Source organism: Bacillus benzoevorans (assembly GCF_014207535.1).
GTDB lineage: Bacteria > Bacillota > Bacilli > Bacillales > Cytobacillaceae > Bacillus_BD > Bacillus_BD benzoevorans.
Genome location: NZ_JACHGK010000002.1, coordinates 236,825 through 249,807, shown reverse-complemented (window position 1 = coordinate 249,807; position 12,983 = coordinate 236,825). Strand labels below are relative to the sequence as shown.

At 38.8% G+C, this 12,983-nt stretch carries 17 protein-coding genes; 9 read left to right on the top strand and 8 right to left on the bottom strand.

Annotated elements, in window-relative coordinates:
- The first annotated feature begins 46 nt into the window (after positions 1 to 46).
- On the top strand, positions 47 to 340 hold the full coding sequence (locus tag HNR53_RS04510; protein ID WP_184523269.1) for a hypothetical protein: 294 nt from the start codon (positions 47 to 49) through the stop codon (positions 338 to 340).
- 264 nt (positions 341 to 604) lie between these two features.
- On the top strand, positions 605 to 1,024 hold the full coding sequence (locus HNR53_RS04505) for a hypothetical protein (RefSeq protein WP_184523268.1): 420 nt from the start codon (positions 605 to 607) through the stop codon (positions 1,022 to 1,024).
- A gap of 91 nt (positions 1,025 to 1,115) precedes the next feature.
- On the opposite strand, the gene HNR53_RS04500 is transcribed toward HNR53_RS04505, so the two are convergent.
- Positions 1,116 to 1,493: a VOC family protein gene (locus HNR53_RS04500; protein WP_184523266.1), complete on the bottom strand. Its 378-nt coding sequence runs from the start codon at positions 1,491 to 1,493 to the stop codon at positions 1,116 to 1,118.
- Positions 1,494 to 1,713: 220 nt separating this feature from the next.
- Between HNR53_RS04500 and HNR53_RS04495 the strand changes: the two genes are divergently transcribed.
- From HNR53_RS04495 to HNR53_RS04485, 3 genes are all read left to right on the top strand, one after another.
- On the top strand, positions 1,714 to 2,943 hold the full coding sequence (locus HNR53_RS04495) for an MFS transporter (RefSeq protein WP_184523264.1): 1,230 nt from the start codon (positions 1,714 to 1,716) through the stop codon (positions 2,941 to 2,943).
- 98 nt (positions 2,944 to 3,041) lie between these two features.
- Positions 3,042 to 3,404, top strand: coding sequence for a hypothetical protein (locus HNR53_RS04490; protein ID WP_184523262.1), 363 nt, complete (start codon positions 3,042 to 3,044; stop codon positions 3,402 to 3,404).
- A 119-nt stretch (positions 3,405 to 3,523) separates the two neighbouring features.
- A complete protein-coding gene (locus HNR53_RS04485) occupies positions 3,524 to 3,730 on the top strand; it encodes a hypothetical protein (RefSeq protein WP_184523260.1) in 207 nt (68 codons plus the stop codon).
- 123 nt (positions 3,731 to 3,853) lie between these two features.
- Here HNR53_RS04485 and HNR53_RS04480 read toward each other — a convergent pair whose 3' ends face one another.
- Entirely contained in the window at positions 3,854 to 4,156 is a 303-nt protein-coding gene (locus tag HNR53_RS04480) for a DUF5634 family protein (RefSeq protein ID WP_184523258.1), read from the bottom strand.
- 30 nt (positions 4,157 to 4,186) lie between these two features.
- A complete protein-coding gene (locus HNR53_RS04475) occupies positions 4,187 to 4,327 on the bottom strand; it encodes a hypothetical protein (protein WP_184523256.1) in 141 nt (46 codons plus the stop codon).
- Positions 4,328 to 4,566: 239 nt separating this feature from the next.
- Here HNR53_RS04475 and HNR53_RS04470 point away from each other — a divergent pair, with 239 nt between their 5' ends.
- Both HNR53_RS04470 and HNR53_RS04465 read left to right on the top strand, forming a co-directional pair.
- The gene (locus HNR53_RS04470) at positions 4,567 to 4,995 is read left to right on the top strand and encodes a universal stress protein (protein WP_184523254.1); all 429 of its coding nucleotides are present in this window, start codon (positions 4,567 to 4,569) and stop codon (positions 4,993 to 4,995) included.
- 118 nt (positions 4,996 to 5,113) lie between these two features.
- A complete protein-coding gene (locus HNR53_RS04465) occupies positions 5,114 to 6,037 on the top strand; it encodes an AEC family transporter (RefSeq protein WP_184523252.1) in 924 nt (307 codons plus the stop codon).
- Positions 6,038 to 6,074: 37 nt separating this feature from the next.
- On the opposite strand, the gene HNR53_RS04460 is transcribed toward HNR53_RS04465, so the two are convergent.
- Positions 6,075 to 7,322, bottom strand: a complete 1,248-nt coding sequence (locus HNR53_RS04460) for an ATP-binding protein (protein WP_184523250.1) — start codon at positions 7,320 to 7,322, stop codon at positions 6,075 to 6,077.
- 207 nt (positions 7,323 to 7,529) lie between these two features.
- Between HNR53_RS04460 and HNR53_RS04455 the strand changes: the two genes are divergently transcribed.
- The gene (locus tag HNR53_RS04455) at positions 7,530 to 8,042 is read left to right on the top strand and encodes a DinB family protein (RefSeq protein ID WP_184523248.1); all 513 of its coding nucleotides are present in this window, start codon (positions 7,530 to 7,532) and stop codon (positions 8,040 to 8,042) included.
- A gap of 390 nt (positions 8,043 to 8,432) precedes the next feature.
- Positions 8,433 to 9,938 carry an N-acetylmuramoyl-L-alanine amidase gene (locus HNR53_RS04450; protein ID WP_184523246.1) on the top strand — a complete coding sequence of 502 codons (1,506 nt, stop codon included), beginning with the start codon at positions 8,433 to 8,435 and terminating at the stop codon, positions 9,936 to 9,938.
- A 167-nt stretch (positions 9,939 to 10,105) separates the two neighbouring features.
- Here the strand turns inward: HNR53_RS04450 and HNR53_RS04445 are convergent, their stop codons facing one another.
- The 4 genes from HNR53_RS04445 to HNR53_RS04430 all read right to left on the bottom strand — a co-directional run bounded on the left by HNR53_RS04445 (position 10,106) and on the right by HNR53_RS04430 (position 12,960).
- Positions 10,106 to 10,300, bottom strand: coding sequence for a YbxH family protein (locus HNR53_RS04445; RefSeq protein ID WP_184523244.1), 195 nt, complete (start codon positions 10,298 to 10,300; stop codon positions 10,106 to 10,108).
- Between the two features lie 66 nt (positions 10,301 to 10,366).
- The gene (locus tag HNR53_RS04440) at positions 10,367 to 11,467 is read right to left on the bottom strand and encodes a GerAB/ArcD/ProY family transporter (RefSeq protein ID WP_184523242.1); all 1,101 of its coding nucleotides are present in this window, start codon (positions 11,465 to 11,467) and stop codon (positions 10,367 to 10,369) included.
- Positions 11,468 to 11,530: 63 nt separating this feature from the next.
- Positions 11,531 to 11,749 carry a hypothetical protein gene (locus HNR53_RS04435; RefSeq protein WP_184523240.1) on the bottom strand — a complete coding sequence of 73 codons (219 nt, stop codon included), beginning with the start codon at positions 11,747 to 11,749 and terminating at the stop codon, positions 11,531 to 11,533.
- Entirely contained in the window at positions 11,746 to 12,960 is a 1,215-nt protein-coding gene (locus HNR53_RS04430) for a Ger(x)C family spore germination protein (RefSeq protein ID WP_184523238.1), read from the bottom strand. Before HNR53_RS04430 ends, HNR53_RS04435 begins: the two co-directional genes overlap by 4 nt.
- Between the last annotated feature and the right edge of the window lie 23 nt (positions 12,961 to 12,983).

Below are 12,983 nucleotides of genomic sequence, written 5' to 3'. Positions count from 1 at the left end.
GCTGTAACAAATTTCTATTGATAATGAAGGGAGGTTTATCAATCAAATGATACGATCGATTTTCATTTTGATGTATTGCTTGTTTTGGCTTTGGGTGGCACTTGGTTTATTTTTTCAAGGTGAACTATTTAGCAGTATTTTAATTTTACTGCTGGGGGTTGTTTTGTATTTTGTGATCTTTACAGGGCTATGGAAAAAGAAAAAGAAGGCAGCCGCTCACTCCCCTTATTCATCCAATTCCAATTCATTCTGGGATTTGTTTATTTCAGATTCTGCAAGCGACAGCAGCAGTTCCGATGGAGGCGGAGGAGATGGCGGGGGTGGCGGTGGAGGAGATTAAAGCCTCCTATTAACGCAAGCAAGTATTATTTATTAATAATCATGAGCAGAAAGGGAGCCAGCGATTCGGTTCCTTTTTTTGCTTGATTTGCCACTTTTTTGCGGAATTTACTTGTGCCAGATGTAGCGTTGTGTTTATATAGTGTAATGTAGTCTTTTTCTTGGTCGGAAATTTTTATTTTGGTCAAAGGGAAGGGATGACCATTTAAACGCAAAACTTGGCATAATAAATATAGATGCTAATCATTGAGGAGTGTATGCAAAATTGTTTTCTTTATTTGACTTTTCCCAATTAGAACAAAAAATTATCGAAGAGGATATCGTGTTAAAACAGACACCAACTGTTGACGAACCATCATTGATGCTGGAGAGAGAAGTGCGTTTGACACCTGAGTTCAATTTTAAGCAATTGCGCGTCCTTGCCCATATGCTTTCTGTTGAGGAATGGCAGGATGCTAATGCCTTTAAAATCAACTGGATTAATTCGAATCCAAACCTGCCGCTGAAACGTTTTGTTCTATATTATCATCAAAAGAAAAATATTTTGAAAAAGAAATATGTATACAAAGGTCGCCAGGCATTGATTGAACAAAAGAATAATGTTTCCAAACGTGCTCTTATAGGGGCTGCTGAAAGAAGAGACGCTGGCGTTCTCGGTGAAGGCTTCAAGGAAATTACAAAGTAACATTTGTGTTCACAATCATAACCACTTTTTCAAATCATGAAAAAAGCCTTCTTTTCTAACTTTTGAAAAGAAGGCTTTTTTTCTGTATTTTCTATTTATCCTCACGCAAAATATATTCATTTCCATCCTGGTCTTTAAAAGTAAACATGGAACCATATGGCATTTTCATCATATCCTCTACTTCCACGCCGTTTTGTTTCATTTTTGCATATGCCGCTTCAATATCGGTTGTACTGAACAGAATGGATGGATGTGCCACAGCAGAAGGTTTGTGTTTCTCCATCGCTGCTTTGGAATAAAGAACCAGCGTAGTAAACTCAGCTTCACTTGGCCCCACTTCAAGCCAAGTCATATTTGGTCCCATTTGCTGTTCAAATTTTACGACAAACCCGACTTTATTCACCCAAAAATCCTTTGCTTGCTCCTGGTCTTGTACATACACGGTAATTTTCCCAATTTTATTAATCAACGTCAGTACTCCTTTGTTGTTATTTTCAATAATAATTTTAACGATTGATGGCAGCAAATGCAATTTTTCAGATTTGTTAATGGGATATATTAACAACCCGCCTCAGGGAAAATAATTGAAAATATATGGAGTGGCAGCGTGCCTCACCATATTTATTTTTTCTTTGTATTCTAGTATACTTGATTAATAGCCAGATTTAAAAGGAAAGAGGATCTGAACTTTGCAGACACAAACGATTAGGCAAGAAAAATTATGGACTGCCCATTTTATGCTTATTTTTATCTATTCCTTATTCACATCCATAGCAAACGGGATGTTGATGACAGGTCTCCCCCTATATGCGATCCATCTTGGGGGAGATAACTCTGTTGCGGGTATGCTTTGGGGTCTTTTTATGCTGTTTGCGATACTATTCCGTCCGTTTTTCGGTAAATTAATTGATGAGAAAAGCCGCCGGCTCGTGTTGATTATTGGCGGTGTCATATCCGCCTTTATCAGTCTCTCCTATGTACTTGCTTTTTCTTCGCTTGGAATATTACTGTTATTAAGAAGCTTGCATGGAATCGGGTTCAGCGCGACGACAAATGCATCCGGAACGATTGTTTCCGATATTGTTCCGAAGAGCAGATTAGCAGAAGGAGTGGGATATTTTGGCCTCTCCAATACCATTGCCACGGCTATTGGTCCTGCATTCTGTTTATACCTGATTCATCAATATAGCTATAACCTTGTGTTTATCGTAACTTCTTTCATCGGTTTTATTGCGCTAGGATGCAGCTTTTTCATTCGCTACGAGAAAAAGTCTGCTGAACATATTAATAGAACAAAGCCTAAAGGAAAAAGAAGCCTGGCCGATTTAATGGTTGAAAAAACAGCATTGCCGTCGGCTCTTGTGACAACTTTTGTCTTTGTTGCCGTCGGCTCTGCTATCTCTTTTATTCCCATTTACGCGCAGTCTCTTGAAATCGAAGATATTGGTTTATATTTTACCGTTTCTTCCATTGCTTTACTGATTACAAGACTTTTTGCCGGGAAAATAGCTGATAACTATGGTCCGGCATTTGTGATCATTCCCGGCTTGATTTTATTAGTCTTATCTTTTGTCCTGTTAGCCTATGCAACATCTTTAACGGGAATGCTCATTTCTGGAGTCCTGTACGGCTTGGGCTTGGGCTCATCTGACCCAACGATAAATGCCGTTATGATTCGGGTTTGTCCTGTTGATAGAAGGGGAGCCGGCAATTCAACTTTATTTTTGGCCAAGGATATTGGCGGCGGCATCGGTGCTGTCGCTTTGGGATTTGTTTCGCTCCATACAGGATTTCGCTTTGTTTTTCTCATCTGCTCCCTGAGTATTGTCCTTTCGTTCATTGCCTATCAGTTTGTCCTGCGCAAACAAATTAATAGCATCAGGAAACTGGAAGAGGCAGCGAACAAAATTGCCTTGTAAAAATTTTAAGCGGACAGCCTTGTGCTTCCGCTTTTTGTCTTATTAGAGAATATCATAGAATATAGTTCATACATTTTACTATATAGGATAATAAAGAGGTGAATGATGCATTGGACTTCGATCAGATGAAAGCAAATTTACTGGCTGAAAATATAAGAGGGTTTTTCGAATATGTGCAAAAGAGCTACAGGGAAAATAATACAAATCTTTCACACCCGGATCAATTATATCGGTTGAAGAATCTTGTAGAAGAATTTAAATTAAACATTATCGCGGATGAGCTGCTGAGGATTAATCGATTTCTTTTTGATGAAAAGTATACGACCGAACTGGTGAATGACTTCCGCAGGGCGATTGCGATCATTGGGGAATATATTGATATAAATAAGGATGAGCTGTTCATTTTCACCCCCAGGCTGCATACCTTGAGGTCCATGTGTGACTCATTTACCAATATATAAGGTTCAAAATATTTACACATTTGGTAATTGTACCAAGGATCCTCGCCGCATATAATTGAAGTAAAGAAGGGGATAGAAAATTAATAAAATCCCCCTCGAAAAGAATGGAGGTGGAGATCATGTCATTCGCCCATTTTGACGAAATTTATGAAATCATTTTAGATTTAATGGAGGTGGAAGAGGTAGTAAATGTAGTGCCGCCAAAAGAATGGATCGAACCGGTAAAACATCCTGTAAAACACCCTGTTATAAATGAGCACTACTGGTGGGAAGAAGCTTTTAACGAAACAATAATCGAAAAGGAAAAAGAGGAAGTATATGTTTGAACAGAATGTAAACCAACCATAATCCTCCATTGTTCAGAATTGGGAATAATGGAGGATTATTTTTTGTTGATCGATGCTTTTTACTTTATCGGACATTTGCAGTTACTGGTTCAAAAATCGGCCTTATATTTCGTGTAACACACTGTCTAAATCAGGAAATCCCTTTAGATCCTCTTTTTGCGGTTCATCAGATTCGACTGTCCATTCATGTTGCACAGGGGTCAATCCTCCGCTGTTGTTTTTCGCATAGGGACTGTGTATATGGTACGTTTTCCCGCGCTTTTTAACGGTATAGCCCATATAGTACCGATTACCCTGACCTTCTTCCTCAAATATTCCGATGTCATCTATATGGTACTGACTCATAATCCCTTGAAAAGATTCTTGTAATTCATGAATGATCTGCTCTCGAGATAGAAACTCCATGAAGCTCACCCCTTTCCATATTGGCTGGACTTACTGTCCGTCCGCTCCGTTCGGGGTTACTCGACGCGTATGATCGTCTTCAAAGCCATTTGCTCTTGCAGCTTTAACTTTATCATCTAATAGCTTCTTTTGATCCACATCAGGTGATGGCTGCATTCTCTTCTTGGACATAGCTGTCCCTCCTTAAATGAATACTAAATGTGACAGTTATAGTATGTCTCATTTCCAGCATTTCTTATTTTTTTCTAAAGAAATCTTAATGGAGGATACTGGACATATTGGAAAAAAGAAATACTTGAAATTTTTATCATGCAATCAGAAAAAAACCTTACTTTTTTACATATTCCAGTTTTAAATTTATAATGATCATATAAACACAATATTTTGATAAAAATTAGGAGTTGTATAAAATGTTATTTTCAAATATTCTTGTCCCTTATGATGGTTCAACGTTAGCCTCCGCGTCATTAGATAAGGCGATACAATTTGCGAAGTTAGACCCTGCAGTGAAAATCACCGTCATTCATGTTGCACCGGTATCACCAAAGCCTGCACATACGCCGAATGATTTGTATATTCGCTATAAAGCAGCTGTGGAAGAAGATGCGTTCAAAGTTGTGGAAACGGTAAAAACAAAGTTAGAGGAAATTCCGAATTCCACTGAAGTGATGGTAAAATTAGGTTCTCCTGCATACGTGATATTACAGTACGCAAAAGAATTGGAATGTGACTGCATTATCATGGGCAGCCGCGGTTTGAGCGGGTTTAAAGAATATCTAGGCAGTGTCAGTCACACCATTACACAGCAATCTCCTGTGCCAGTGCTGCTGATGAAATAAACATGGGTACATAAATAATAGTTAAAGTAGTATAGCGAAGCCGGCTCCCATCGTGTGAACCGGCTTCATTCAATAAAACAATTCTTATTTGTTCATGAGATAGAGAGGATTTCGCAGCATGATTGAAAGTATTTTTTCCACACTTTTTGAAGTAATCGTACCGCTCTCTTTGCCCGTTATTGCCGGTGCACTGCTCAGCCGGTTTAAACAGCTTGAGATTAAACCGCTATTAACGATGGTCTTATACTATTTAACCCCGGTTTTAATATTTGAGACGCTAATGAAAGCAGAGGTCAGCTATCAGGATGTCTACTTCATTTTAGCCTACTCCTTATTAAATCTGGTGCTGCTTTGGGGCTTGGCGAACGGACTAGGGAAGCTGCTGAGATTACCGGCCAATAATATCGCCGCATTGACACTTATCTCGGCCTTTACCAACAGTGTCAATTACGGGATTCCGCTGGTGCTGCTTGCTTTCGGGCAGCTTGGTCTTGATAAGGCGTCTGTCTTTATCGTTTTGCAAATGGTGATCATCAATACAATTGGCATTTATTTTGCCGCTCGCTCGCATTTTAATATGAAAAATGCCGTTAAATCAGTGTTTTCTCTGCCAGCGATTTATGCGGCGATACTGGCGCTGGGGTTCCGCCTACTTCAGCTTTCGGTGCCAAGCGGGCTGGAAAGCGGTCTTTCGATGATTGCCGAAGCCTATTCTCCGGTGGTTCTGGCCATTCTTGGAGTACAGATGATGAATGTAAAAACGGAAAAGCTGAACCATACCACCGAAACGACGTTTTGGGCTGGAATGGGAATCCGCTTATTACTTGCCCCGTTAATCGCATTATTCTGTTTATCTTTATTAAATATTGAGGGCATTCTTTTTTCCGTATTATTTGTTTTGGCTTGTATGCCGACGGCTGTAAATGCCGGGATATTAGCGCAAAAGTTTGATGCCTCTCCAACAATCGTTACAAAAACGATTCTTTGGACGACGTTATTATCCTTTTTTATCCTGCCATTTTTAATCGTATTGGTAAAATAAAGGAAGCAACCTAGAGTCTGCTTCCTTTATGAGGGTTTTATTGGTTTTGCCGGGTTTGGGTAGAAGGTGGGCAAACAGGTAAAATCACTTCTACCGTAGTACCCTCATTCACCTTGCTGGAAATCTTTAGTTCCCCTTCATGTCTGTCAATAATCGTATAGCTGGTCATTAAGCCTAAACCGGTACCTTTTTCTTTTGTTGTATAAAAAGGTTCGCCCAATGTCGGGATTCGATTTTCCGGGATGCCGACTCCCTGATCCATAATACGTATGGATACCTTATCATTTTCCTTTAATTTGATCTTTACATCAATAATGCCCCCATTAGGCATAGCTTCAATTGAATTTTTCAAAATGTTGATAAACACCTGTTTTAACTGATTTTCTTCACATATAATAGGCGGAATGTAAGATTCCGATTCCACAAAAATTTGAATATTACTCATAATCGCCTGTGTATTGGTTAACGTCACCACATCTTGAATTAATTTATTAATTGCTTTTTCTTTAAAAATAACGGCAGTTGGTTTTGCTAATACTAAAAATTCACCAACAATTAAATTGATGCGTTCTAATTCAGATAGGACAAGGGTAAAATGTTCTGCGTCACTAGGATATTTTGATTTAAATAACTGAATAAATCCTTGGATAGATGTGAGAGGATTTCGGATTTCATGGGCAATTCCTGCAGCCATTTGTCCAACAAGAGCAAGTTTTTCAGACTTCTGCAAAAGACCTTCTGTTTCAACTTTTTTATCCGTTATGTCCTTAAAGACTGATAAGATAGCCTCTTTCCCTTCATAAATGATGGAACGGCTGGAGATTTCGATATAAATGGTCTTTTTGTCCAGGCGAATTAATTTTTGTTCTACATTATTAGTGGTTTTATGATCTCTACGAAGATCGTCCATCCGTTTCTTGGCTATCTCCTTATAATTGAGATTAATAAAATCGTAGATGCACATCCCAACAACCTCTTCCTTTTTCTGGGCACCTAACATATTTTTTCCTGATTCATTGACATAAATGATGATATCTTGATAATGAATGACAATAGCATCAGGAATCGTTTCGATTAATTGTTTATAATATTTTTCACTTTCATTCATTCTTTGGATATAGAATTTCATTTTGTCAAACAGATAACCTAACATCCAAGCTATTATTAGCAAAATAAGAACATGAATGATTGTATCAGTTTTAGTAAAATCACTTAAAAAAAGAAATTGTATGATTTCAACTATAATGGCGATACCTAGACATGTAATCCGACCTGTTTTTTTCATAACAAACCTCAAATACTATGATGTAATAATAAAATTATACTATACTATCTTTCTGCTAACATCCACTAAAAATATCATTTTGCTTCATATTCTATTCATCATTTCCTACAGAGGAGAAAAATTGTGTTCCATTGAATATTTTCTTTAATTATGAATATAACAGAATAGGGATAACTAGCTTTATTTTCCAGTGAAAGGGGAAACCGTATGGGAGAAGAAATAATGGTTCACTTAGCAGAGTCACGAAATAAACTAGTAAAAGAAATGATTGTATTAAGCTCTGAGACATTTAACTATCGCAGGGAACCACTTGAATGGAGCATAGCTCAAATTTGCCACCATCTGTTTCTTGTAGAAAGAGCTTCAACTAAGGCGATAGAGATTGGTCTGCGGACAAACGATGAAAGAAAAGCAGAACACAAAAGTCTTCAGTTTATTCTGGATCGATCAAAGAAGCGGAAAGCACCGGACATTGTTGAACCGGGAGATGGTCCCTATGAAGTACAGCAAATGTTAAAATGGCTGCAGGATTCAAGAAATAGACTCACGGATTTATTAAACTCGATAGAGGACAAGTCTATTTTAGCAGAAAAATCATTCCAGCATCCTGTTTATGGCCATCTCTCCCTAGATCAGTGGGTAGAACTGCTTGATTTACATGAACAGCGTCATATCGAGCAAATAAAAGAGATAAAACGGGTAATCGGGATTCGAAATTAAAGAAACGGGGGAGAAGCAGTTACGTTCGCCCCCGTTCCTAAAAATAGAAAAGCCAAACCATTCAAAGAGGTTTGGCTTTTATTCATTATTCATAAATTGATTTCATACCCTCATTCTGCTTTCCCTGCCTGAAGGAAAGGACTCTGTATTTAGCTCCGCCTTCGCTCAAATACAATGATAGCCACGCGCGCTATCCAACCTAACTATATTATAACACGTTCATGAAAATATGTAAATGTACTATAACAGGGAAATATTTTTAAAAAATGGCACAAATATGTGAAATTCAATGCAAGTTTCCTATCTTGATATGAAAATAATATTAAAAAATTAAGTGATTCAACCGATATAGAAGTGTATGAACAAAGAAAAGTGAGGGATAAAATACATATGTTAAAACGAACTTTACTTTTATTTTTTCTTTCTTTTAGTCTATTCTCCTTCACTGCTGCACCATCACATACTGCTGCTGAAACCTTTGTCGATGTAACTGCTTCTTATCGGGCCTATGATGAAATTATGTACTTGGCACAAGGACAAATCGTATCCGGAAATAATGGCAATTTTTATCCGGGAAAGGCTGTGACAAGAGCAGAGGCAGCTGCTATGCTGGGACGAGCACTGGGATTAAACGGCAGCAAAACGACAACTTCTTTTAAAGATGTAAGCGGCAGTTCATTTGCCTCGGGGTATATTCAATCAGCTGCCAACAAGGGGATTATTGCTGGATACTCCAATGGCACTTTCCAGCCTGAAAAGGTCGTAACAAGAGGTGAAATGGCGTTATTTATCAGCCGTGCTTTTGGATATGGCAGCAAGCTGACAATGGCTGGAGCGTCTTCTCAGCTTATGGATAGAGGGATCGCCCAAGGATTGGCAAATGGTGATTTCGCTGTTAATAAGCAAATCACTCGGGCAGATTATGCGGTCTTTCTGGCAAGGGCGATCAATTATAAGCTTCGTATCACTCCGAAGGTCACGACAACGGGATTATTAAGCGTTGCAGCAAATGGGGGACTTAATGTCCGTACAGGTCCTTCAACAGCCTATAGTGTTAAAGGATCTCTTATGTCTGGGGCAAAAGTAAATGAAGCATACAGGGTCGGCAGCTGGGTTTATGTAAAAACATCCACGGTGGAAGGTTTTGTAAGCGGAAGTTACGTTGTTGAGGCACAGCAGGAAAATCCTGCAAGCCAACCAAATGAGGAAAAGGAACCATCAGGAGAAACTCCAAAGCCAAATGGGGATAAGGATACTTCTGCAGGAACTCCAACAAAACCAAACGAGGGGCCAATACCAGCAGAAAACTCTAAGTCTTTAAGTTCCCAAGTTGTGGTGATTGATGCCGGACATGGCGGCAGCGACAACGGGGCTGACGGTTTTGGATTACTTGAGAAAAACGTCAATTTAGATACGGCTCTAAAAGTAAAAGCTTTATTGGTTAAAACTCCATTTAAAATTGTCATGACACGAGAAGGGGACACCTATCCTACTCTTTCTGAACGTGTTACAATCGCTAAAAAAGCAAAAGGAAATGCGTTTATCAGTATTCATTCCAATGCCTTTAATGGCAGCGGCAACGGAATCGAAACTTATTTTTACAGTGCTGCATATAACCCGTATGTTTCTGACAGTAAAATGCTCGCAACAGCGATTCAAAATCGTCTATTAGCGATCGGAGAAACAAAAGATCGTGGGGTAAAAGCTGGCAACCTGCATGTTTTAAGGGAGAATAATATGCCGGCAACTCTAGTAGAACTAGGATTCATCGATAATGCTGCTGATAATGCGAAGCTTAAATCAGATGTGTGGAGACAGTCTGCTGCACAGGCCATTTATTGGGGCATCTTAGATTACTATAAGCAAAAGGGCTTCAATGTATCAGGATTATACTAAAATAAAAAACAGTCCATTCGGGCTGTTTTTTCTAATAACAAAAAATCCGGCTATTTAGCCGGATAGAAAAAGGTATTTAAAAGGGGGTTTTGAAGCTTACTGCACTTCTTTATATTATCTTTAATTCATGAACAAATCATGAACAAACTATTAACATAATCATAAAGTCAGATCCCTTTTTCCTCACAATACTCAGCAACAATCTGTTCAAGCTGATCAATTTCAGGATAATTTCCTGAAAAAGAAAACTTCACTTCTTCTATAAACTTTCCCTTGTTGTCATAGACATGAATAGCGCCATTCTGTTCAATCACACTATACTCAGGCTCAAAACGATAGCCGTTTCGTTCAATCGCACCCATGAAAATCATCTCCTAAAATAAATGTAGTCAGTTTTTTTCGTAATCGGAAGGAACTGTTATCATTAGCTAGCTTGATTTCGTCTGCTTTTGCCTTTTTTTCCTGACAACGGCCAGCAATAATAGAAACAACGGCAAAATCGTTTGCGCAAAGGGTCCGTAAAAAGGCAGAACAGTCATTAAATAGGAGGTATATTCCGCTGAATTTGGTACGGACCAGTAGGCAAGTTCAACAAAGAAAATCGTATACGGCCAAATGAGAACTCGATAGTCAGAAAGTTTCAGCCATTGTGCTGTACCTAATACTGACACATAAAAAAAGACGGAGATTTTTATAAAGGCCCCCACAATCCAAACAGCCATGGCGATTGATTCTACATTCTCAAAAAATCCGCCAAGACTAACGTAACGGGATGCCACCATTAATGGAAAAACCTTAGAAGAGGTAGTGATACCAAGGACAAAGAGAACCGTTAAATTGACCACTACTAAAGTGAGCATCACGCTAACTACAGTCAGCATGCCAAACTTTCTCCCTTTTTTTCCATCCGACAAATAAGGTAGAAGAAAAGCCATAAGAAATATTTCCGAATACCATCCCCCTGGTACGATTGAGCCTTTTATGACAGGTAAGATCCCATTCCCGAAAATAGGGAAAATATTTTTCATTTCATAATCCGGGCTTAAAAAAATGACAAAAGAGAGAAGGGGGAGAATAAATAAAGGCGAAAATAATAAAGCCAGTCTCCCAAGTACTTCTAAACCGCCCTGTACAGCAAAAGCGCAAAGCAGAATCATGGAGGCAATGATGACAATTAGCGGAGTACTTTCTAAAAAAGAACTAATGATAAATTCACTGTATCCTCTAACAATATGTCCTACCGCAAAAATGTAAAATACAAGAATATACAAGCCAATGATTTTACCTACAATTCGACCCGCAATTTGTTCACTGAACTCAATGACTGTTTGCTTTGGATAAAGCTTATGTAATTCATAGGCAATATAGACGGTCAAAAATCCGATGGCAGATGCCATCATCGGAGGGATCCAAAGATCATTTTTTGCAAATTTCGCCACAATACTGGGAACAGAGATAATACTGGTGGCGATAATGGAAGGATATAATAGAACCGCCATCTGCAGGGAAGAAATTTTTCCTTTTTCCAATTATTTTCCTCCTTCCATTTACACAAAATGAAGCCGCAGAAAAAAGGTCTTTTATTCACCCATCTATTCCATCAATGGAGCAAAGGGCTTAAAAAAGAATCTCATCCATGTCATCGGACCTGCGATGTTTGGAAGATCGAATAGGGATAGCCCCCAGCCAAACAAAAGGATCATCATAAACGCTATTTTATCTTTTAGAGGTTTCTGTTTTAATATTGGCCAGAGAACAAGCAGGATAAACGCGACCAGTAAGGCAGTTCCAAAAAAAGTTCCCCATTTCACTTATTTTTCACCTCTTCTTTAGGCATAGCCCCAGGTTTATTAATAGATCCTTCTCTGCGGATATGTGCTTCAACATTTATATCAACCCTCACATTTGCAAATGCTTCATCCCAATGGTTTTTCACCTGTTTCCATTCTTTTGGATATTTGTTATAGAAAACCTTTGAAAAACCAATAATATCAGCATGATAATCTTCCTGTAAACGAACTAGAACCTCACGGATACGAGTTTCGATCGCCTTCCCAAATTTTCTCTCCAATCTCTTCAGCTGCTTTGGGTCTGTAAATTCAATTTTTGTTTCATTTTCCACGATTGAACTTTCTGTTATAACTTCTACGATCATGATCCAGGTACCTTTTTCAATTTTTGGTTTCAAACTGATATGTGCTGATACCGGATTGAGAGATACCAGGCCTCTCTCACCTGCAAGCTCTACACTTACTGTATAACCTTTAATTTCATCTCTTAACCATAATATCCCCCTGGTTTCTGATTCGTTAATGGTCCCAATCATTTTATCCCGATGAAAAATAGCTGTTCCATCAATATGGGGAAACATTGTTTCTTTTCCTTCAAGCGGCTTTTCCGATTTTATTTTTACATAAGGAATCGCTACTGATCCCGTTATATCGGTAAGCATTTCATCTACATCCTGTATCGTTACCTGCATCCCGATCAGTTTATTCGATACTTCCCGAAGGACTTCTGATGAATACCGTTCTAAACGGGGTACTACCTCCAAAATATCTTTTGCTTTTCCTTCGCTTATATAAACAAACGCTCTTTCCCTTGGCTCTGGATGACGGAGTATAAAGTCCATTTGATCTTGAATCCCATCTTTTGCTAAGTCTTTACTAAAAATAAATATCTTGCATTGACCCCAAAAAACCTGGCGGGACAATTTCCCTTGCAGCTTTGAAAGTGCATCTGCAAGATTTACACCCGTTTGCGAGGTGGTCACCGTAATGTTTTCGCCTCCACCACTGCCGGATTGATCACCTGAAGTGCTTGCTGCCTTAGGGATGAAAATTTGGATCGAAAGTTCGATTTCCTCCCCTTTTTTATCAATGGCGGTTCCTGTCACAATCGCTAGATCATTGACTTCCACCCGATCCCAGCATCCGGTCAAACACAGGAGAGACATAGCAGCAGAAAATAATAACATAATCCTTCTTTTCATTAGGTATGATTCTTTTTCATTTGCGAACAAGATTTCTTCACCGCCCTCAACTA

Excerpts from the sequence above, each read along its gene's own strand:
- HNR53_RS04450 (WP_184523246.1), top strand. The coding sequence starts at position 8,433 with ATGTTAAAACGAACTTTACTTTTATTTTTTCTTTCTTTTAGTCTATTC.
- HNR53_RS04510 (WP_184523269.1), top strand. The coding sequence starts at position 47 with ATGATACGATCGATTTTCATTTTGATGTATTGCTTGTTTTGGCTTTGG.
- HNR53_RS04455 (WP_184523248.1), top strand. The coding sequence starts at position 7,530 with ATGGGAGAAGAAATAATGGTTCACTTAGCAGAGTCACGAAATAAACTA.
- HNR53_RS04470 (WP_184523254.1), top strand. The coding sequence starts at position 4,567 with ATGTTATTTTCAAATATTCTTGTCCCTTATGATGGTTCAACGTTAGCC.
- HNR53_RS04480 (WP_184523258.1), bottom strand. The coding sequence starts at position 4,156 with ATGGAGTTTCTATCTCGAGAGCAGATCATTCATGAATTACAAGAATCT.
- HNR53_RS04445 (WP_184523244.1), bottom strand. The coding sequence starts at position 10,300 with ATGGGTGCGATTGAACGAAACGGCTATCGTTTTGAGCCTGAGTATAGT.
- HNR53_RS04475 (WP_184523256.1), bottom strand. The coding sequence starts at position 4,327 with ATGTCCAAGAAGAGAATGCAGCCATCACCTGATGTGGATCAAAAGAAG.
- HNR53_RS04465 (WP_184523252.1), top strand. The coding sequence starts at position 5,114 with ATGATTGAAAGTATTTTTTCCACACTTTTTGAAGTAATCGTACCGCTC.
- HNR53_RS04485 (WP_184523260.1), top strand. The coding sequence starts at position 3,524 with ATGTCATTCGCCCATTTTGACGAAATTTATGAAATCATTTTAGATTTA.
- HNR53_RS04460 (WP_184523250.1), bottom strand. The coding sequence starts at position 7,322 with ATGAAAAAAACAGGTCGGATTACATGTCTAGGTATCGCCATTATAGTT.